The sequence below is a fragment of the Flavobacterium arsenatis genome, assembly GCF_031456785.1.
Lineage (GTDB): Bacteria > Bacteroidota > Bacteroidia > Flavobacteriales > Flavobacteriaceae > Flavobacterium > Flavobacterium arsenatis.
On the sequence record NZ_JAVDVI010000004.1, the window covers coordinates 1 to 21,277 of the forward strand.

The window sequence follows — 21,277 nt, forward strand, 5'->3', positions numbered from 1 at the left end:
AATTTAGTTTAAATATTTAATTGTCAGAGATTTAAATATACTAAATTTTACCTTTTTGTACAATATTTTTAGCCTAAATTATTAATCGAGTTCAGGTTTATACGTTATTATAATACAACTTCGATAACCCAAAATAAAAAAGATAATACAAAATGAAAAAAATAATATTCTTACTTCTTACATTATTCATTACAAATTTTAACTATGTTCAAAACATAGTACTTGACAGTTTAGTTCAAAAGAATGGTTTTCCTTTCCAAAATGACAAAAACATTTCATTTCAGGGAAAAGGATGGAATGTTTTGCTAGACGAAATAAAACAATCAAATTCTGTTTTGTTGGGAGAAACTCATTTTACAAACGAAATTCCTTATTTTACAAATGCTATTATCAATGAGGTTAAGTTTGACAACTATTTTCTTGAGGTTGATCCTTATTCAGTAGATATAATCGAAACAAAAATTAAATCGCTATCTCCTGAACAGCTTAATTTATTTGTTAAAGAATACAGTACAAACTTTTCTTTTTTGGAGTATGAGCCCGAATTTGCTTTGTTTAAGAATTTAGTTAAACGCAATACCAAAATATATGGTGTCGAACAAATTAGCATTTTTGCAGATCAAATGATAATTTCAACTTTAAAAGAAACTTCAAAAAATAAAAAAGTGATTGAAATATATGAGCAAATGCTTCATAATTCCAAACAACTTTCGTCTAAAGATGGTTTAGAAAAATTCTACCTATTATCCGATGATTGTCTTCAAAAAATAGATTTGTTGCTAAAGTTAAAACTTTCTGACAATGAAAGAAAACAAATTGAAGCATTAAAGTTAAGTAGAGAGATTTATGCTAATAGAAATCATCCCTTAAGAATTCAATTGCTGAAAAGCATCTTGCTAAACCAAATGCCCGATTGGAAAAACAAAAAAAATCTTTTCAAATTTGGTTCGGTCCATCTACCAAAAGGGGAAACCATATTAACAAAATATGACATATATGATATAGGCAGTTTAATCTCTAATATCGAAGAGGCCAATTTCAGGAAATCGTTACATATAATGCTCGTTGGAAAAGGAGACGAAGATGATGACACTAGTTTTAAATCTTTTCTAAATGTGGTAAAAGACGATCAATGGTACTGTTTTGATTTAAGACCTTTAAAGAAATCTATTTCACAAAACAAGCTAAAAGTAGATGATGTATACTTATCGAGAGTTATAAAGGGTTATGATTATCTTATTTATATTCCTAAATTAACTAAAAGTAAAGATATCTCGATAGAATAACAACGTACTACCGCCATTTGGCAATATAGCGGGTTTAGGCTAAATTTAAAGATGGTTTTGCACTCGAAAGATTATTAATTAAGCTTTTTTAATCCGCTAGATCGCCAAGCCCGAAACCGTTATACGTAATTATACCCGAACAAACCAAAAATGGAAATACCTTTCTACAGACCTAAAAGTGAAATTCTAAAAAAATATATTGACGGATATTATTTTATGTCTGAAAATGAAATTTTGCAATCGAACAGATATTGGAGCTTTCCTAATAATTACTGCATCGCAACAGTCTGTCAAAACGCTAATGTAATTTCTGAAGATAATAAAATTTCGATTTTGCCATCAAATTATAAACGACTTGCCTCGGATTTCTATTACAACAACTCATTTCCTGTAGAAATTTTTTATGAAAAACCAAGAAATGAAGTTACTGTGTACTTCAAACCATTGGGAATTAATCATTTTTTGGACGAAATTCAATTTGAAATCAATAAAGATTCTATATCAGACTTTGTACCCTATTCAGATTACTTGACTGAAATGGAAAAAGTTTTAAAAATGGAAAATATAGAAGAAAAAATTAATGCAATAGAACATTATTGGCTGTCAAAATTACTTGATAGAAATTTTGAATTATTTGAACAGGCTTTATCTGAACTTAAATGTGGTACAACAATCAGTGAAATAGCAAAGAAAATGGATGTTTCACGTCAGCATTTCCATAAAATATTTTTCAAAAACATCGGAAAATCTCCGTCCGATTACAAAAAAACACATCGTTTCCAAAGCATAATTGAAAACCAAAAAATTGCAAAATATTTTACTGACATTTCATATAACAATTCGTTTTATGACCAGCCTCATTTTAACAAAGACTTCAAAAAATTAACGGGCATTAATCCAAGTTCGTTTTTCAGAAAAGTAGACACAAAAGATAGCAACTTCTGGCTTTTTGTATGATAGATTACATTTTTACAATGTTTGTACATCGTCATTGAATACATTTGTACAAATTAAAAATCCTAAAAAAATGTACAATAGAATCTGTCTTTTGGCTGTGTTATTTTTATTATCGAATATAGTTATTGCACAAACGAATAAAATCAATCAATTAGACTCTCTTTTTAACCATTTATACGCTTCGGAAGAGTTTAACGGAAACGTTCTAGTTGCAGAGCAAGGAAATGTGATTTATGAAAACAGTTTTGGTTTGGCAAACGAAGGAACCAAAGAAAAGTTGAATATTGAAACGGTTTTTGAATTAGCCTCTGTTTCCAAACAGTTTACAGCAATGGGAATTGTACAGCTTCAAAAAGAGGGTAAACTGTCTTATAATGATCTTATAAGCAAATATATTCCCGAACTAAAAAATTATGAAAATGTTACAATTCAAAATTTACTGATTCACACAGGAGGTTTACCTGATTATATGCAACTTATGATGGAAAAAAAGGGAGATAAGACAAACTCTATAACTAATGAGAATGTTATAAAGTTTTTTCAAGAATCACATCCTAAAAAGGAATTTGAACCAGGTGAAAAATTCAGTTATAGCAATACAGGATACATAATGCTTGCATCTATTATTGAGAGAGTAAGTGGAACATCATTTGAGAACTATTTAAAAGAAAAAATTTTTATTCCGCTCGAAATGAACAACACCTTTGTATATCGAAGAAGATACGAACCTAAAGAAATCAATAATTATGCTTTGGGATATATATATTCTGATAGTTTAAAACGAAAGATTTTACCAGATGAAGAAGGCAAAAGCTCTTATTATGTTTATTTAGATGGAATGTTTGGTGACGGAATGGTCAATTCCAATTTACACGACCTATTAAAATGGGATAGAGCTCTCTATAAAGAAAAAATCATTAACAATGAAGACAAAAAAATGATTTTTTCATCATATAAAACAAAAGACAACCTTGAAACAGACTATGGATTTGGTTGGTTTATCAATCAAGATAGTTTGTACGGTAAAACAGTTAGTCATTCAGGACGTTGGGCAGGCTATTTAACAGTTTTTGAACGTGATATTGATAATGACAAAACAATCATTATATTACAAAATAATGAAACAAATATAACCGAAGACATTAGACTAATTGCACAGAATATCCGTAAAATACTATATGGTCAGCCTCTTGAAAAATCTTTTGTATTGCCTTCAAAAATTCTGCAAAAATATGCGGGAAGTTATACGTACGAAAATGGAAAAGACGGAAAAATATATTATGAGTTTGGACGATTATGGACAAATAGTAATTTTCAACTAAAACCTGTTACAGAAACTAAATTTGTTGTAATAGGCTTTAGTCCAGAAGTAACTTATGAATTTATTTTGGATGAGAATGGGGAAGTTGAAAAACTCAAAATACAACAACTTGAAGAAGGGATTGACCAAACTGTAATCCGAAAAAAATAACTATGCACAACAAAGTATTGCCAAAAGCGGGGCTGAACGGCTTCGATTGAACATTTGTTCAAGATTCAACTTTTGTTCTTCGATTGAATTTTAATGCTAAAAATCCCAACCATCGCCAAGCGCCAAACCGTTATAAATTCAAAACCAACATCTAACCACAAACACCTTCAACCCCGCAAAATTATAAAATGAACTCCCAAAATTGACCAAATAAAAAAATGAATGACCATTTGCCTCTATACATTTCCTTTACTTTTGGACTGACAACAGTTGCAACTTTGCTCCTTTTTATTTGCACAATTCAAAATTCAGATGCTCCAGAAACTCGAAAAAAAGCAAAGCCTATTTTTATCGGTTTGACTATTTGGCTGATTATCCAAGCTGTTTTGACTTTGAATAGCATTTATAATTCAGATACCGATTCTTTTCCACCAAAAATAATATTGATTGGGATTTTACCAGCTATTTTAACCGTCATCTTATTGTTTTCTACTTCTAAAGGGAGAAATTTTATTGACAGTTTGCCTATTAAAAATCTGACCTATCTGAACATTGTGAGAATACCCGTTGAAATAGTCTTGTTTTGGCTTTTCTTGAACAAGGCAATTCCAGAACTGATGACTTTTGAAGGTCGGAACTTTGACATTCTTGCAGGAATAACAGCTCCATTCATTGCTTATTTTGGATTTATCAAAACACAATTAAACCAAAAAATAATTCTCATTTGGAATGTTTTGTGTCTTGGACTTTTGATAAATATTGTTCTGAATGCTTTATTTTCGACCCCATCACCAATACAAAAATTTGCCTTTGAACAGCCCAATGTTGCAATATTAAATTTTCCTTTTAGTTGGTTGCCTATTTTTATAGTTCCGATTGTATTGTTTGGGCATTTAGCTTCAATAAGGCAATTATTAAAATCGGAAACGGAATAAAACAAATAAGGTGAAATTATTTAAATTAGCTCCTATGAACAACACCAGAATATTCAAAATGTCCTTTGCCAGTGTCTATCCTCATTACATCAACAAGGCGGAAAAAAAAGGACGTACAAAAGAGGAAGTAGATGCCATTATTTTCTGGCTCACGGGCTATGACGAACAAACTTTGCAATCGATATTGGACAACAAGACCGACTTTGAAACCTTTTTTGCGGAAGCACAAATCAATCCGAATGTTTCAAAAATTACGGGTGTGATTTGTGGTTATCGGGTTGAAGATATCGAGGACAAGCTGATGCAACAAATTCGTTATCTGGACAAGCTGGTTGATGAATTGGCAAAAGGGAAAGCGATGGAGAAGATTTTGAGGGAATAAATATCGATTTTATTTAAAATTCACGATTAAATTTAGGAGCAAATCGCTTGGTTCCTTTTTAATCCATTTTCCTGCTTTCCAGTACAATGTTTTGCCTTGTTAAAGAAACAAGTCAAAACATTTCCCTTTCAATCAGGGCTATCTTGAAAACAAATGGTTTCTTTTAAACGAATGTCCTCTAGCTTCTAAAAAATCAATTGTGCTGTTCCTTGAAAGCATCAAACAATGCCTTTGGATTGATGATCCTGTTGGGTGAACACTTAATCAAGTCTAGCACACGCTTGGTTGCTGCAGGATTCAGTCCCATGTTGATGGCCATTTCCTTGATGGCGATTTCCTCCTTTTCGTGCAATTCGCCGTCAATGTGCATTAATAAAGCCAATCGGTAGAACTGCTGGATGCGTTGGATTTCCGATTTGATGACATTTGTTGGAAGCTCCTTGTGAAACAAATCATTAAATTCAGCTTTTTCAATCTTGAGTTCACACGCCACGAGATACAAAAATTGGTATTCCCTTTCGTGCAAACGACCATCCACAATGGAAAAAGCAATCATTTCGGCCAATAAACTTAATTTTTCCTGATGGGTATTCATGAATTTGTTATTTTTAGCTAAAATATTGTTTTTATACCAAAACTCAAAATCTTCATGATACGACTGCTCGTTTTTTCGATCATTATTTTACTCGTTACTCTGAAATTGAATGCTCAAGAAAGTACAATTTCCAAGAATGTTTCCTCTTTTGTGATCGAAGCACCTGAACTTCAGACCCAAAAAAAAATCTGGTTGTATCTGCCCGAAGATTATCAAACATCAAACAAAAAATATCCTGTGATTTACATGCACGATGCCCAGAATTTATTTGACAAGAAAACCTCCTTTGCAGGAGAATGGGAAGTTGACGAAACTCTGGACAGCTTGAAAGCACAGGTTATAGTCGTAGGAATCGAACATGGAAATGACAAGCGTTTGGACGAACTGACGCCTTTTTCCAACGAAAAATATGGTGGCGGAAAAGGTGATGCGTATTTGGATTTTATCGTTAAAACTTTAAAACCACATATCGACAAAACCTACAGAACAAAAACCAAAGCCAAGAATACTTGCATTGTTGGGAGTTCGCTTGGCGGATTGATTTCGTTTTATGCGGTTTTGAAATATCCGAAAGTGTTTGGAAAAGCAGGTGTCTTCTCTCCTTCCTTTTGGTTTTCGGACGAAATTTATTCGTATATGGAAAAATCCGATAAGGTTAAAGCCAAAATTTATTTCTTGTGTGGCGATAAGGAAAGCGACGATATGGTCCCTGATTTGAAAAAAATGGAAACCTTATTGGACCGAAACCGTTGCTATTGCTTGAATCTGAACAAGACCGTGATTGTAGAAGATGGAGAACATAATGAAAAATTATGGCGGGAAGGTTTCAAAAACGCTTATCTTTGGCTTTTTTAATGGTTTATGTATCTATTTTCAAAACATAAACTTCAAATACAATTATCTTATGAACAATAATGACGTTTTCAAAAAGCTTCGTGTTGCACTTCAACTTCGCGACGAACAAATCATAGAAATCCTTGCATTGGTTGATTTCCGAATGGAAAAACCAGAATTGAATGCCCTTTTCAGAGCTCAAGATCACCCGAATTTTATGGAATGTGGCGATCAAGTGTTGCGTAATTTCCTAAACGGATTGATCATTCATTTGAGAGGAACCAAGGAAGAGCCTAAAAATGCAATGGATGTTATCAATAAAAACAGAGAGGACGTAAAAGCCCGACTTTCATCTGACAAGCCAAAATCAAGCGGCGCTCCAAAAACGGGTGCTCCAAAAGCTTTTACAAAGAAAAAAACAGCTTCGAACCCAAAATCTAGAGAGAAAAAACTAGCTCCGAAGGTTCAGGTTGTGGAGAAAGTGCAATACAAGAATGGTAAGAAATAGGGAAATTTAATTCTTATTCAAAATGAAAAAAGTATTCATCGTAGCGTTTCTTATAACTTTTACACTTTCAATAAAAGCACAAGAAACGCGTTATTCGACCAAAACCAACCTTAATTATTATAGTGAAAAGGTCAATAAAAGTGATGCATACATAAACGAAAGATGTGTCCTGGACATCTATTATCCTGAAAACATTAAAGATTTCCCCACCGTTATTTGGTTTCACGGAGGCGGATTGACACAAGGCGAAAAGGAAATTCCACAAGCTTTGACCAAAAAAGGAATTGCCGTTATTGGTGTGAATTACAGATTAAGCCCGAAAATAAAATCCCCTAAATACATCGAAGATGCAGCCGCCGCTGTAGCTTGGGCTTTCGCCAATATTGAAAAATATGGAGGCAGTCGTTCAAAGATCTTTGTTTCTGGACATTCAGCCGGTGGTTATCTGGCCATGATGGTGGGTTTGGATAAAAAATGGCTTGCGAAGTACAATGTTGATGCCAATGGAATTGCAGGGTTGATTCCGTTTAGCGGTCAAACCATCACGCATTTTAATATCCGACAGGAAAAAAACATTCCGGAAACCCAGCCAACGATTGATGAATTTGCACCGCTTTTTCACGTTCGGGCCGATGCTCCACCCCTACTTTTAATTACTGGAGATCGCGAACTTGAAATGTTGGGCCGATATGAAGAAAATGCCTACATGATGCGAATGATGAAAGTTGTGGGGCATAAAGAAACCAAACTCCTGGAACTTGATGGCTATAACCACGGAATGACGGAACCTGCTTTTCCTTTGCTATTGAATGAGATTAAGCGAATCATAGAAAAGAGATGAGGAACAAAATACCTTTAATGCTGATTTATTCAAGACTAATTATAGGATTTATAATTGTTCTTTTAAGTTATCTTCAAGTTGATTCTTATTCTATTATTGCAATAATTCTTTTCACCATTGGACTTCTTACCGACATTTTTGATGGCATCATTGCAAGAAAACTTGCTATTTCTACACAAAATCTAAGACGGCTTGACTCCACAATTGATCAGATTTTTTTTGTCTCAGTTCTTTATTCCACATTTCTCCAATGTCCTGACTTTTTTAAAACCAATAGCCTGCAACTCCTTATATTAGTTGGATTTGAAGCATTAACCTATTTGGTTTGCTTTTTAAAGTTCAAGAAAGAAATTGCCACCCATGCAATAGCATCCAAGATTTGGACCCTCATTTTATTTTCAACCTTGATTCAAATAATGGCCACTTGCAATTCAAATGTGCTGTTCCAAATCTGTTTTTACACAGGAGTTTTAACCCGATTGGAAATTATTGGGATTATTCTCTTGCTTAAAAACTGGACAAACGATGTTCCAAGCATTTATCACGCTTGGCTTTTGAGAAAAGGTAAAACCATCAAGCGGAATACACTTTTTAATGGCTAATTATTTAAAAAAAATATGAAAAAATCAATCTCTCTTTTCATCCTAATCTTTTCTTTGCTTATGGCTAAAAATACTATGGCTCAAGATTGGCCCAACCTCAATCGTTATGCTTTAGAAAATGAAAAGCTTCAATCGGTTTCAGATGAAAACCGAGTAGTTTTTATGGGAAATTCCATCACTGAAGGTTGGCTCACCCATCATCCTGATTTCTTTTCTAATAAATCCTATATCAACAGAGGAATTGGCGGACAAACCACTCCACAAATGCTCTTGCGTTTTCGTCAGGATGTCATCAACTTAAAGCCTAAAACTGTGGTTATTCTTGCAGGAATCAATGATATTGCAGGAAATACAGGACCTTCTACTCTGGAAATGATTCTGAATAATATCATTTCTATGGTCGAATTGGCTAAAGTAAATAATATAAAAGTAATTCTTTGTTCAGTTTTGCCAGCCAATAATTTCTATTGGAATCCAGGAACTGATCCTGCCGAAAAAGTCATCGCCTTAAACCAGCTGATTCAAAATTACGCGAAAGCAAACGATATTCCTTTTATAGATTATCATACTCCAATGAAAGATGCGGAAAACGGACTTAAAAAAGAATATGGTCCGGATGGAGTTCATCCAAATTTGGAAGGTTATAAAGTGATGGCTGAAATTTTAAATAAAGTGATTTGAAATATATCTTCCGATTAAATATTTTTATATATTTGGAAAAATTTAACAACTTATTTCAATGGAAGAACATCAAATTAATGCTGGCTTATCAAGTAATCAATTATATAACTATGCTGCTGATCTTTTCGTAAACCAAGATAAAAATTCTTATGATGTAAGAATGGCTTTGATACAACAAGGTGCAAGCGAAGCAGATGCTAATCATATTATTGAAAAAGTTGAAGAAGAAATTGACAATGCTAGACGATCAGCTGCTAACAAAGATATGCTTTATGGTGGCTTATGGGTTGCTGGAGGATTGATTCTCACAGTTGCTGAAATTGGATTTATTTTTTGGGGAGCCATTTTATTTGGTGGGATTCAATTTGCGAAAGGTGCAATGAATGCTATTAAGAATTAAATAAGAACATACTCTGAAATACAAAAAATCCCAAGCTTTCACTTGGGATTTACTTTTTTTTATAAAATTTATTCTTGACTATCTGATTTTAATCGGTGATCAATTGGTAATTCTAAAAATTCAATTATTTCAACTTTTCCAAATTCTTTAAATAACGGATTTAGTATAAAATTGTTCTCCAACGGCACTATGGTTGAAGGAACTTTCAATGCAAAAAAATCATTATTTTTTGCTAAACTTGAAAAAATTGATGTTGTTTTTGACGAATAGGGGTATTGATTCCATCTTTCTGGAAGCTTTTCTAATGTAGAAATCATAAAATCATCGGGGAATTCAATTTTTGCAACTAAAATTTTCTTGGGAAGATTGGCAGTATTTTCAGAGTGGATATAATATTCTAAAAGTGCAAGTGAAATATTTTCAGAACAGTAAACAGCACGAGTACCTACTTCATTCCATCTACCGCCAACTTTTTCTGCTCCAATCCCTGTTAAGGTGGTGTCTTTATATTTTACATTTGCAACACGATAGACAATCATTAGCTGTAAACATTATATTGTATTCTAATAATTTCATTTTCAACCAATTCAAAACCAAAACTACTATCCAATAACTCAAAAGGCTTTTTATTTCCAAGAGTTTTTGATGGAGTCAAAAGCCATTCCTTAAAGTTTTCTGGTGAATCAAAAACTTCATATCCAAGCCCAAATAATCGTGATATTTCATAGATTCTTTCAGATGTTTCTCTTCCGTAAATTTTTTTCTTTTGCATACTGCTGATGGAAGTAGGTAAAATAAATTCAAACTCTTTCTCTTTTGCTCCAATATTTTGAATTAATTGTTTCCAATCGTCTTTTTTCACACCATTTCTAATTCTATCAATTATTTCCAATTTAAAACTTGGAGCATCCTTAACGTGGTAAACCACCCAAGAAGGAGAAAATTTTACTAAAGTGCCGATTCCAATTTTTGGAGTACTTTTTCCTTTAGAAACTTGTTTAGGTTTTTCAGTAGTCGCCATAATTGTAATTTTACTTTGTTGTTAGCGTAAATTTACATTTTTTTTATTTAATACAAATCAAAAACTTTCATAATATCCAAACAAAAAATCCCAAGCTTTCACTTGGGATTTTTTTATAATCAAGGTACTAGAAATAATTTGAACACTATAACTAATACGTTTTACTCTTATTTATTTAAAGCAGCTTTCACTTGGTCGGCAGCTTCTTGGAACTGAACTGCTGATAAAATCGGCATTCCAGAATTGTCAATCATTTCTTTTGCTAGTTCAGCATTTGTTCCTTGCAAACGAACGATGATTGGCACCTTAATACTATCACCCATATTTTTGTAGGCATCAATAACACCTTGGGCAACACGGTCACAACGAACGATTCCTCCAAAAATGTTAATCAAAATTGCCTTTACAGCAGGATCTTTCAAGATGATTCTGAAAGCCAATTCCACACGTTTTGCATCTGCAGTTCCTCCAACGTCCAAGAAGTTAGCCGGCTCAAAACCTGCATACTTAATCAAGTCCATTGTTGCCATTGCAAGTCCGGCACCGTTTACCATACAACCTACAGTTCCGTCAAGATCCACATAGTTTAAACCTGCCGCTTTCGCTTCAACTTCGATTGCGTTTTCTTCACGAATATCTCTGTATTCCGCTAATTTTGGGTGTCTGTATAAAGCGTTGTCATCTAAATTTACTTTAGCATCAACAGCGATAATTTTGTTATCAGAAGTTTTCAAAACCGGATTGATTTCAAACATAGATGAATCAGAACCGATATAGGCTTTGTATAAAGCATCAACAAACTGAACCATTTCTTTGAAAGCATTTCCAGAAAGACCTAAATTGAAGGCAATTCTTCTTGCTTGAAAACCTTGCAAACCAACAGTTGGGTCAATTTCTTCAGTAAAAATCAATTCAGGTGTGTGTTCTGCAACTTCCTCGATATCCATTCCACCTTCAGTAGAATACATAATCATGTTACGTCCTTTTCCTCTGTTCAATAAAACGGACATATAAAATTCCGAAGTTTCGCTTTCACCTGGATAGTAAACATCTTCAGCAACTAAAACCTTGTGAACTTTTTTACCTTCGGCAGAAGTTTGAGGTGTAATCAATTGCATTCCAATGATTTGTTCGGCTAATTCCTCAACTTGTTGCAAGTTTTTGGCAAGCTTCACACCACCACCTTTTCCTCTTCCACCTGCGTGAACTTGAGCTTTGATAACGTGCCATCCTGTTCCGGTTTCAGCAGTCAATTGTTTTGCAGCAGCAACCGCTTCTTGAGGGTTGTTGGCAACATAACCACGTTGAACTTTCACACCATAACTGGCTAATATTTCCTTTCCTTGGTATTCGTGTATATCCATATTAAAGTTTTTTGACTTTTTTAAAGTGCCACAAAAATAGCAAAAATCATTCTAATCAACGAAAGATTTTTCTTTTTTATTTGAAGCAATTCCAGCTTTTCTCTACAAGCTTTTTTAAAAACTCCTTTTTTTGCAAGAACAAAAAGGAGCTTCCGTTGGTCGCTCTTTTTCTTCAGCAAAAAATAGTCGTTTTTCAAAAAAGGCTTTCCGTTGCAATCTGGGCTAAAAACGCGATATAAATTGATGATCATGCAATCAACAACGATCCCTCTGATCATAAATCAATATACGACTACTACGGTTTTTCAGTGAAATTTATGACAAATAATTAATTCGTAAGCATATCAATCTTCCATTTGCTCCAATCATCCAAAAAATAATTGAGAATAACCGGATGATCAATCGTATTTATTTTTGTTTTTATAATCGAAATATCTTTTGGCATCACAAACGAATTCGCATATTCCCTATCGGTTAAATACTTTAATTCATTTGGTAAAGTGCTGTGTGTTTTTTCATCAAAATCAGAGTTGGCTGCAATCGTAAATCCCCAATTCCCAAACGAAGGAACATAGGTTTGATAGGTTTTAGTAAATTCAAAAACCTCATTCACCGTGTTTTTTATACAACTAAAAGCCTGATTGGAATAATAAATCTCGCCCGATTGTGTTACGAAAATGCCGTTTTCATCCAAATTCTTTTTGATCAACATAAAAAATTGCTTGCTGTAAAGTCTAGCAATCGCATCGTTGGAAGGATCCGGCAAATCGGAAATAATCACATCATATTGCTTGAAATTATTCTTTAAAAAAATAAAGGCATCATCAACAATCAAATTTACTTTCGGATTGATAGAAGCCCCTTTGTTTATATCCAACAACATTTTATTGTGTTTGGAAAGATGAAAAATAGTACTGTCGATATCCACCACATCAATGGCACGGACATTCAAGTGCTTGAGCACTTCCCTACTCGCTAAATTTTCGCCTCCACCCAAAATCAAAACCGTTTTTGGGTTTGGATGAATCGTCATCGGAACGTGCACCAACAATTCATGATACCGATGTTCATCCAACGAACTAAACTGAATGGAACGATTCAAAAACAAACGAACATCTTCTTGCTTTTTCGTTATCACAATCTTCTGAAATGGGGTTTGGATGTTTTCTACTACCGGATTTTTATATATTTTTTCATCCCAAACTTTCAAAAATTGAGCCGTAAAAAACACCATCACAACTAGAATAAGCAAAGAAAAAATTCCAAAAAAAGTAACCTTATTCCATTTCTTAACCAACATGAAATTAATCCACAATCCCAATAAAATATTAGCAATTCCAAAAATCAAGGACGAATAAAACAATCCCACAAAAGGCAAAAGTATAAACGGAAAAATCAATGTTGCAATCAATCCTCCAATGTAATCCAATGACAAAACATTGGAGAGATTGTCTTTATAATCGTCGTCTTCGTTTACAAAAGTGAGCAAAGGCACTTCCATTCCGGTTAATAATCCTATGCAAAACATTATTGCCAAACACAGAATCTGCAAGGTCATTGGACTCACACTCACAAATAAATAATACAACAACGGAACGGAAACTCCTCCAATTAAACCTAGTATATATTCTATTTTGATAAAAAATTCAAGTGGCCTTTCCTTAAAAAACTTAGAACAATAGGCTCCAATTCCCATCGAAAATAAATAGACTCCAATTAATATGGAAAACTGCCGAACACCATCGCCTAAAAAGTAGGTTGCCGTTGCACTAATAAGCAACTCATAAACAATTGAGCATAACCCTGCTACAAAAACAGAAAATGATAAAATTTTTATTTTGAAATTCAAATTATAATAGTATGTTTGTTAAAATAATTATAAATTCCAAAGATGAAAAAAAATACAATACAAATAATCGCTTTGCATAAAAAATTATTTGTTTCAGGTTTATTGGTTAGTTCACTGCTGCTTCAAAGTTGTAGCGGAGACGGAAGTCCAAAAATTAAAGATGCTCAAGTTCAAACCATTATGGAGTCTTCCAAAGGTGTTATCACGGAAGTAGAAGAAATTGAACCCGGAGATGATTACAAAATCATTGATGAAAAAATCATTGATGAAAAAGAGCAATCCATAGCCGTGGTGCATCGTTTAGATGGAAAAATCGATACCCTTTCGTTACAAAAATTAAAATCGGAATCACACAATTCTAGCCATAGTGGCTTGCGAAATGTATTGATGTATTCGTTAGCAGCTTCTTATTTAGGCAGAAACTTAGGCAATACCGCTCCTAATTCAAGCTATTATAAAAATCCTGCAGCCCATAGTAAATCAACTGGTTTGAAAAATGATTTAGCCAAAACAGCTACTTCCCGTCGTGTGAGTGTTCCGGGAAAATCATCAACAGGATACGGATCAGGAAAATCATTCCGTTCACATGGAGGATAGTCGTTTTAAGGAAGTAAAGAGATTCAAGAAAAAAGAACTGCCGCATCAATTGCATTGGTTTTTAAATGAGGATTATTTTTCGGAAGAATTGTTGGGATTGTATTCATCGGAAGTTCAAAAGTTTGAATACATCGCCAATGAAACCTTCAAATTATTTGAAAAGGCCACAGAAAAAATCATCCGAGAGAAAGATTTAGACTTTTTGAATATTCCCGCTTTTTTTCATTCAACCATAGAAAAATCTTGGGCAAACCGAAACGAAAATCCCTTTTTATATGGACGATTTGACATCAATGGCGGAATAGACAACAAAGAAGCGAAAGTAATTGAGTTTAATGCCGACACCTGTAGCACGCTTCCCGAAACCGTTCTTTGGCAAAAAATACAGTTGGCAGAAATGCCTGGAATGAAATCGCAATTCAATTCGCTGGCCGATGATATTACACGAACGTTACAGAATTTAAGATCGAAAATTGATTTTCCTGAACCGTTTATGCTAGCTTCTTCATTCGGTCATCCGGAAGATGTTCAAAACTGCAACATCATTTTAGATTGTGCTCACGAAGCCGGTTTCAAGTGTTTTTATTCTGATTTGGAAAGTGTTACATTTTCGGAAGATGAAGGAATATTTTTTGAAATTGGCGGCGAATTCCAACCTATCGATGTTTGGTTTAAACTCATTCCTTGGGATTGGATGTTTAATGAAGAACCCGAATTGGCAAAATTAATTTCAAACATAATCGACAAAAAACTGGCGATTGTTTTGAATCCTGCTTTTACGGCAATTTGGCAAAATAAAAAGTTTTTGGCCTATATAACCAAAAATTTTCCAAATCCATACGTGGCCGAAACCTATCTAGACAAATCAGATTTGATGGGTTATGTAGAAAAACCAATTTATGGAAGAATGGGAGAAAGCATCAAAATAGCTGATAAGGAAGAAGTAAAATCCAAAGGAGATTTTTCTCATCAGGAAAAAATTTATCAAAAATATTATCCTTTGGTTACTGATAGCGAAAGATATTTTTATCAATTAGGTGTTTTTTATACCAGCAAAGCATCGGCACTAAATTTTAGAGCTGAAGAAAAAAAAATTATCACCAATGACTGCGAATTTATGTCGCATTTTATCATTTAAAACTTATAAAACATGAAAAAAATAGTACTATTGATTGCCCTTGGATTGAGCTTGTTTTCTTGTTCCAACAATGTAGATTTAGCGATTGACAATCCAACTGATTTACCCGTAATCGTTAAAGTTGATACACTAACTGTAGAGATCCCTCCCAGAGAAGTAGTTTGGGTAGAAATGGGAAAAGGCGAACATCAAATTACACTCGAAAATGATAGCGTCGTGAAGTTTAACTTTCAAAACAGCTTGTACATGATTAATCCAACACTTAGCGAATATCTAAAATATGAAGAATTTTATGGTAATGCGATGTCACAGTCAATGTACGGAAGTTCAATTCCATTAAAAACCGTTAGCTTTCTAGGCACCGAATTTGAAGGGAATTTTGAGGTCGTTAGAGATTTGATCAACCCCGTTACTTGGGATTGTGGTCCAAGAGAATCCTTGCCAGAAATAGTTGAAGTTGAAGAAGGTGACAGCTATGCTACATTAACAAAGCTCTGTGATGTTAAGGAATTCATCGAAATGGTTCAGTCGGCACCCCAACCAGAGCCTCAAATGGATATTGAACCTGCTTTAGAACAATAAAAAAACAATCAATATGATAGGTTATCATACAATTTGGGATATTTATGATTGCAATGCCGACAAGCTAAAATTTGTTGAGCCCATCAAAATTATTTTAAATACGGTTGTGAATGAACTCCGTCTGGGAAAAGTTTCTGAATCCTACAAACAGTTTGAGCCATTTGGAGCAACCGGTTTTATTTTACTCGAAGAAAGTCACATCAGTATCCACACTTGGCCAGAACACCAATTTGCCGCCATTGATGTTTTTTCCTGTAAACCATTTGATACAGCTGCAATTGTTGAGCTACTTTCCTCCTATTTTGAAACAAATTCAATCACTTCAAAAATAATTGAACGTGGTAGTATTCCAGAAAAAAAAATCGTTACAACGTTAGATACAATCATCAATGTTTAGACACAAAATCTAAAATTTTATTTAAATAATATTTGCCAGAGAAACAAAGAATACTAAAATTCTGAGATTCTCTGGCATTTTTTTTACTTGACCTTTCATCTTTTAAAACTTATTATAAAAATATATTCCTAGTATAATTTCCACTTTTCAAATGCTATCGAATGTCAGAACACATCACGAATCTGATAATTATTGACAGCCTAAAATTCATTATTATTATTATAAACTCTTGAAATTATCATATCCTAAAAAAAGTTGAGATAGTATTCCAATTGGCTGAATAACTGTTTTTTATTATTTATTTTAGTAAAAAATACCCACAATGACTATAAAAGCCCAAGGACTCTACCATCCTGAATTTGAACACGATAACTGTGGTGCGGGATTTATTTGCAATTTACACGGAATTAAATCCAATGCTACAATCCATAAAGCACTCGACATTTTAATAAAGCTCGAACATCGAGGAGCCGTTAGTGCCGATGGAAGAACAGGCGATGGTGCTGGAATTTTATTCGATATTCCGCATGATTTTTTTAAGAAAGTTTGCTCTTTTGAACTTCCCAAAACAAAAGAATATGCTGTTGGAATGCTTTTCTTACCGAAAAAGTCCAATCAGATTTCTTTTTGTAAAACGGCTTTTTCAAATGCCATAAAGGAACAAAACCTTGAAATTATCGGTTGGAGAGATGTTCCTGTTGATGCTTCAAATTTAGGAAGAATTGCATCAGAAAAAGAGCCAACCATTGTGCAGGTTTTTATCGGAAAAAACAATCAAGAACTGACCGATCAGCAATTTAATGCAAAACTTTTTATGGCAAGAAAGGTGACCGAACATGCCATAATCAAATCTAAAATATCCGAAAGTCATCAGTTTTATTTCTCCAGTTTATCCATCACAACCATAATATATAAAGGTTTGCTGATGCCTGAAGACATCAGTCGTTATTATATTGACTTGAAAGATGATGATTTAGTGACCCGATTGGCTTTGGTACACCAACGTTTTTCTACCAATACTTTTCCGTCTTGGGAATTGGCACAACCTTTTAGATACATGTGCCACAACGGCGAAATCAATACGCTTAGAGGCAACATCAGCCGAATGAGAGCCCGGGAAGAACTTATGAAAAGTGATGTTTTTGGCGAAGACCTCAAAAAACTTTTCCCTATCATTTTAGAAGGCAAATCCGACTCTGCTTCTATGGATATGGTAATCGAACTTTTGCTGATGACAGGTCGCTCCCTACCCGAATGTATGATGATGGTGGTTCCAGAAGCTTGGGAAAAACACCAAACCATGAGTGACGAAAAGAAGGCATTTTATGAATTCAATTCCTGCATCATGGAACCCTGGGATGGTCCTGCTTCTATTCCGTTTACCGATGGAAACATCATTGGAGCGTTATTGGACCGAAATGGATTGAGGCCTTCCCGCTATACTCTTACCAAAGATGGTTTTGTAGTTATGGCTTCGGAAATTGGCGTTTTGGACATAAAACCCGAAGATGTTGTAAAACAAGGTCGGTTAGAACCTGGAAAAATGTTCTTGGTCGATATGAACGAAGGCCGAATTGTGGAAGATGACGAAATTAAGAACAAAATTGTAAACCTGCATCCTTATCGAAAATGGTTGAATGAAAATGTGGTACAACTTGCCACGATACCCTATACAAATAACACCATTCCTGCCGAAAAGATTGACTTTGAAACCCGTTTGCGTTTGTTTGGTTATTCTGTCGAAGATTTGAAAACTATTATTACGCCAATGAGTTCGAGCGGTTATGAAGGCATCAGTTCGATGGGAAATGACACTCCGTTGGCAGTTTTGTCCAATCAGCCACAGCTTTTGTATAATTATTTCAAGCAATTATTTGCCCAAGTTACCAATCCGCCCTTGGATGGAATTCGGGAAGAAATCATAACCGACATCAGCCTTGCAATTGGTGGCGACTACAATATTTTTGAAATTGTTCCCAAGCATTGCAAGAAGCTTAAAATTCAAAATCCTGTGATTTCCAAAGAGGATTTGGATAAAATTAAAAACATTAACCACGACGATTTTAAATCTTTCACGGTTTCTACCTTATATGAAATTGAAAAAGGCGTCAACGGACTCGAAAGAGCATTAGACAAATGTGTTGTAGCTGCTTCGAAAGCTGTTGAAGATGGCCATACCATCATCATTATTTCGGATAGAGGTGCGAATGAAAAATGGGCTCCAATACCAATCTTATTAGCGTGTTCTTATATTCATCATTCACTTGGAGCCCTAAAAGTTCGTTCAAAAATGGGAATCATCATAGAATCGGCAGAACCTCGTGAACCGCATCATTTTGCCCTACTTTTTGGATATGGAGCAAGTGCCATAAACCCGTATTTGGTGAATGAAATCATCCGTAATCAAATCCACAAAGGCATTATCACAGGAATAACTCCAGACTATGCCATCAATAATTATAATAAGGCTACAGCAAAAGGAATTTTAAAGATCATGAACAAGATTGGCATCTCGACATTGCATTCCTACAGAGCGGCTCAAATTTTTGAAATTATAGGCTTAAACAAAACTTTTACTTCAAAATACTTTCCTTATACTCCTTCCAGAATCGAAGGTATTGGCCTGATTGAAATTGAAAAGGAAATCAGGAAAAGATACATCAAGGCGTTTCCTAAATCAAAAGTTGCCGAATTATTACCTCTCGATATTGGTGGGATTTATAAATGGCGAAGAACGGGTGAAAAACACATGTTTAATCCTACCACAATTGCCAAACTACAACAAGCCGTACGGTTGAACAGTCCCGAAAGCTATAAGGAATATTCCAAAGCCATCAACGAACAAAGTGAAAACCTGATGACCATAAGAGGATTATTCGAGTTTAATAATCTGGATCCAATTCCAATTGAGGAAGTAGAATCCTGGACCGAAATTGTGAAGAAATTCAAGACAGGTGCCATGTCGTATGGTTCGATAAGTCAGGAAGCACATGAAAATCTGGCAATTGCCATGAATCGGATTGGCGGAAAAAGCAATTCTGGAGAAGGTGGCGAAAATCCGAAACGCTTTCAAAAAGAACTCAATGGCGATTCCAGAAACAGTGCCATCAAACAGGTTGCCTCTGGAAGATTTGGCGTTTCTATAAATTATTTGACAAGTGCCAAAGAAATCCAAATCAAGATGGCTCAAGGTGCAAAACCGGGAGAAGGCGGACAATTGCCTGGCGAAAAAGTGGTTCCTTGGATTGCCGAAACACGAAATTCAACTCCCTATGTTGGATTGATTTCACCTCCACCCCACCACGACATCTATTCGATTGAAGATTTATCGCAGCTTATTTTTGATTTAAAAAATGCCAACCGGGAAGCTCGAATCAATGTAAAATTGGTTTCAGAAGTTGGAATCGGAACCATTGCCGCTGGTGTTGCCAAAGCCAAAGCCGATGTTATTTTAATTTCTGGACACGATGGCGGAACAGGTGCCGCACCATTAACTTCTTTACAACACACAGGAATTCCGTGGGAACTCGGTCTTGCCGAAGCCCAACAAACTTTAATTTTAAATGATTTAAGAAATAGAGTGGTTCTAGAATGTGACGGTCAGTTGAAAACAGGTCGCGATGTTGCAATTGCAGCACTTCTTGGAGCCGAAGAGTTCGGTTTTGCAACTGCTCCATTAGTAGCTTCAGGGTGTATCATGATGAGGGCTTGCCACTTGAATACTTGTCCGGTCGGAATTGCAACTCAAGATCCTGAATTGCGAAAAAACTTTAAAGGAACTCCAGAACATGTGATTAATTTCATGTATTTCATTGCCGAAGAATTGCGTGAAATAATGGCAGAATTGGGTTTTAGAACCTTAAAAGAAATGGTGGGTCAATCACAAAAACTGAATGTCAACAAAGCCATCAAACATTATAAAGCCAATGGTTTAGACTTGTCAAACATTCTTTACAAACCAGAAAAGGCAAATGCAGTTGCGAATTACAACACTTCGAGCCAAGATCATAATTTGGAAAATGTTTTGGATTTTGAAATCATTAAAGCTGCAATTCCTTCTATTTATAGGAAGGAAAAAACAAGAGTTCATTTCAATATCAAAAACACAGATCGTTCGGTTGGAGCCATTTTGAGCAATGAAATTTCAAAAATTTACGGAGCCGATGGTTTGCCCGACGATACTATATTGGTCGATTTTGAAGGTTCCGCAGGACAGAGTTTTGGAGCTTTTGCTACCAAAGGACTTTCATTTAAAATTCACGGAAACTGCAATGATTATCTAGGAAAGGGACTATCGGGCGGAAAATTAATCATCAAAGTTCCTCCAGCATCGGTTTTTAGACCCGAAGAAAATATCATCATTGGAAATGTGGCACTTTACGGAGCGATTTCTGGCGAAGCCTATATCAACGGAATTGCAGGAGAACGTTTTTGTGTGAGAAATTCTGGTGCAACCGCTGTTGTTGAAGGAATTGGTGATCACGGTTGTGAATACATGACAGGCGGAATTGTTGTGGTTTTAGGAAAAACAGGACGGAATTTTGCTGCCGGAATGAGTGGCGGAATCGCTTATGTTTTTGATAAAGTGAAAAAATTTAAAAATGATTTGTGCAATCGGGAAATGGTAGGTTTTGAAGAAATGGAAGATGTAGATTTTATCAATCTTAAAAAATTGATCAAGAAGCACTTTTTATATACCAATAGTCCGCTGGCAAAAAGAATACTTGAAGATTGGGAAAATCAGCAACAGCACTTTGTGAAAATCATGCCGAAAGATTACAAGATTGCCTTGCAAAGACTGGAAGAAGAACGAAAAATTCAAGAATTAATAGCATAA

At 34.7% G+C, this 21,277-nt stretch carries 21 protein-coding genes; 16 read left to right on the plus strand and 5 right to left on the minus strand.

Annotated elements, in window-relative coordinates; all coding sequences use genetic code 11:
- The first annotated feature begins 152 nt into the window (after positions 1-152).
- The 5 genes from J2X31_RS05315 to J2X31_RS05335 all read left to right on the plus strand — a co-directional run bounded on the left by J2X31_RS05315 (position 153) and on the right by J2X31_RS05335 (position 5,031).
- Positions 153-1,286, plus strand: coding sequence for a hypothetical protein (locus J2X31_RS05315; protein ID WP_310025042.1), 1,134 nt, complete (start codon positions 153-155; stop codon positions 1,284-1,286).
- A gap of 150 nt (positions 1,287-1,436) precedes the next feature.
- Positions 1,437-2,243 carry a helix-turn-helix domain-containing protein gene (locus tag J2X31_RS05320; protein ID WP_310025044.1) on the plus strand — a complete coding sequence of 269 codons (807 nt, stop codon included), beginning with the start codon at positions 1,437-1,439 and terminating at the stop codon, positions 2,241-2,243.
- 70 nt (positions 2,244-2,313) lie between these two features.
- Positions 2,314-3,714 carry a serine hydrolase domain-containing protein gene (locus J2X31_RS05325; RefSeq protein WP_310025046.1) on the plus strand — a complete coding sequence of 467 codons (1,401 nt, stop codon included), beginning with the start codon at positions 2,314-2,316 and terminating at the stop codon, positions 3,712-3,714.
- 218 nt (positions 3,715-3,932) lie between these two features.
- Positions 3,933-4,649: a DUF8737 domain-containing protein gene (locus tag J2X31_RS05330; RefSeq protein WP_310025048.1), complete on the plus strand. Its 717-nt coding sequence runs from the start codon at positions 3,933-3,935 to the stop codon at positions 4,647-4,649.
- A 34-nt stretch (positions 4,650-4,683) separates the two neighbouring features.
- Entirely contained in the window at positions 4,684-5,031 is a 348-nt protein-coding gene (locus J2X31_RS05335) for a DUF2200 domain-containing protein (protein ID WP_310025051.1), read from the plus strand.
- Positions 5,032-5,224: 193 nt separating this feature from the next.
- On the opposite strand, the gene J2X31_RS05340 is transcribed toward J2X31_RS05335, so the two are convergent.
- On the minus strand, positions 5,225-5,626 hold the full coding sequence (locus tag J2X31_RS05340) for a hypothetical protein (RefSeq protein WP_026705665.1): 402 nt from the start codon (positions 5,624-5,626) through the stop codon (positions 5,225-5,227).
- 54 nt (positions 5,627-5,680) lie between these two features.
- On the opposite strand from J2X31_RS05340, the gene J2X31_RS05345 reads away from it, so the two are divergent.
- From J2X31_RS05345 to J2X31_RS05370, 6 genes are read left to right on the plus strand one after another with little or no spacing between them, the layout of a single operon-like run.
- Positions 5,681-6,481 (plus strand): alpha/beta hydrolase, encoded by an 801-nt coding sequence (locus J2X31_RS05345; RefSeq protein ID WP_310025056.1) that lies wholly within the window; start codon positions 5,681-5,683, stop codon positions 6,479-6,481.
- Positions 6,482-6,530: 49 nt separating this feature from the next.
- Complete coding sequence (locus J2X31_RS05350) at positions 6,531-6,968, plus strand: DUF1456 family protein (RefSeq protein ID WP_310025059.1); 438 nt, start codon at positions 6,531-6,533, stop codon at positions 6,966-6,968.
- Between the two features lie 22 nt (positions 6,969-6,990).
- On the plus strand, positions 6,991-7,809 hold the full coding sequence (locus tag J2X31_RS05355) for an alpha/beta hydrolase (RefSeq protein WP_310025060.1): 819 nt from the start codon (positions 6,991-6,993) through the stop codon (positions 7,807-7,809).
- A 17-nt stretch (positions 7,810-7,826) separates the two neighbouring features.
- Complete coding sequence (locus tag J2X31_RS05360) at positions 7,827-8,411, plus strand: CDP-alcohol phosphatidyltransferase family protein (RefSeq protein ID WP_310025061.1); 585 nt, start codon at positions 7,827-7,829, stop codon at positions 8,409-8,411.
- Between the two features lie 15 nt (positions 8,412-8,426).
- Complete coding sequence (locus tag J2X31_RS05365; protein ID WP_310025062.1) at positions 8,427-9,092, plus strand: SGNH/GDSL hydrolase family protein; 666 nt, start codon at positions 8,427-8,429, stop codon at positions 9,090-9,092.
- 58 nt (positions 9,093-9,150) lie between these two features.
- Positions 9,151-9,492, plus strand: a complete 342-nt coding sequence (locus J2X31_RS05370; RefSeq protein ID WP_310025063.1) for a hypothetical protein — start codon at positions 9,151-9,153, stop codon at positions 9,490-9,492.
- A 68-nt stretch (positions 9,493-9,560) separates the two neighbouring features.
- Here J2X31_RS05370 and J2X31_RS05375 read toward each other — a convergent pair whose 3' ends face one another.
- The 4 genes from J2X31_RS05375 to J2X31_RS05390 form a co-directional block, all read right to left on the minus strand.
- Positions 9,561-10,031 (minus strand): RES family NAD+ phosphorylase, encoded by a 471-nt coding sequence (locus tag J2X31_RS05375; protein WP_310025064.1) that lies wholly within the window; start codon positions 10,029-10,031, stop codon positions 9,561-9,563.
- A complete protein-coding gene (locus J2X31_RS05380) occupies positions 10,031-10,513 on the minus strand; it encodes an Xre family toxin-antitoxin system antitoxin (protein WP_310025065.1) in 483 nt (160 codons plus the stop codon). Before J2X31_RS05380 ends, J2X31_RS05375 begins: the two co-directional genes overlap by 1 nt.
- Before the next feature lie 167 nt (positions 10,514-10,680).
- On the minus strand, positions 10,681-11,877 hold the full coding sequence (sucC, locus tag J2X31_RS05385; RefSeq protein WP_310025066.1) for an ADP-forming succinate--CoA ligase subunit beta: 1,197 nt from the start codon (positions 11,875-11,877) through the stop codon (positions 10,681-10,683).
- Positions 11,878-12,205: 328 nt separating this feature from the next.
- Positions 12,206-13,726, minus strand: a complete 1,521-nt coding sequence (locus J2X31_RS05390) for a polyamine aminopropyltransferase (RefSeq protein WP_310025067.1) — start codon at positions 13,724-13,726, stop codon at positions 12,206-12,208.
- 42 nt (positions 13,727-13,768) lie between these two features.
- On the opposite strand from J2X31_RS05390, the gene J2X31_RS05395 reads away from it, so the two are divergent.
- The 5 genes from J2X31_RS05395 (at position 13,769) to gltB (ending at position 21,277) form a co-directional block, all read left to right on the plus strand.
- Positions 13,769-14,323 (plus strand): Cj0371 family chemotaxis-regulating polar lipoprotein, encoded by a 555-nt coding sequence (locus tag J2X31_RS05395; RefSeq protein ID WP_310025068.1) that lies wholly within the window; start codon positions 13,769-13,771, stop codon positions 14,321-14,323.
- Positions 14,313-15,461: a glutathionylspermidine synthase family protein gene (locus J2X31_RS05400; RefSeq protein WP_310025069.1), complete on the plus strand. Its 1,149-nt coding sequence runs from the start codon at positions 14,313-14,315 to the stop codon at positions 15,459-15,461. Before J2X31_RS05395 ends, J2X31_RS05400 begins: the two co-directional genes overlap by 11 nt.
- 12 nt (positions 15,462-15,473) lie before the next feature.
- Entirely contained in the window at positions 15,474-16,043 is a 570-nt protein-coding gene (locus J2X31_RS05405; protein WP_310025070.1) for a hypothetical protein, read from the plus strand.
- A 13-nt stretch (positions 16,044-16,056) separates the two neighbouring features.
- Positions 16,057-16,440 carry an adenosylmethionine decarboxylase gene (gene speD, locus J2X31_RS05410; RefSeq protein ID WP_310025071.1) on the plus strand — a complete coding sequence of 128 codons (384 nt, stop codon included), beginning with the start codon at positions 16,057-16,059 and terminating at the stop codon, positions 16,438-16,440.
- A 322-nt stretch (positions 16,441-16,762) separates the two neighbouring features.
- Complete coding sequence (gltB, locus tag J2X31_RS05415) at positions 16,763-21,277, plus strand: glutamate synthase large subunit (protein WP_310025072.1); 4,515 nt, start codon at positions 16,763-16,765, stop codon at positions 21,275-21,277.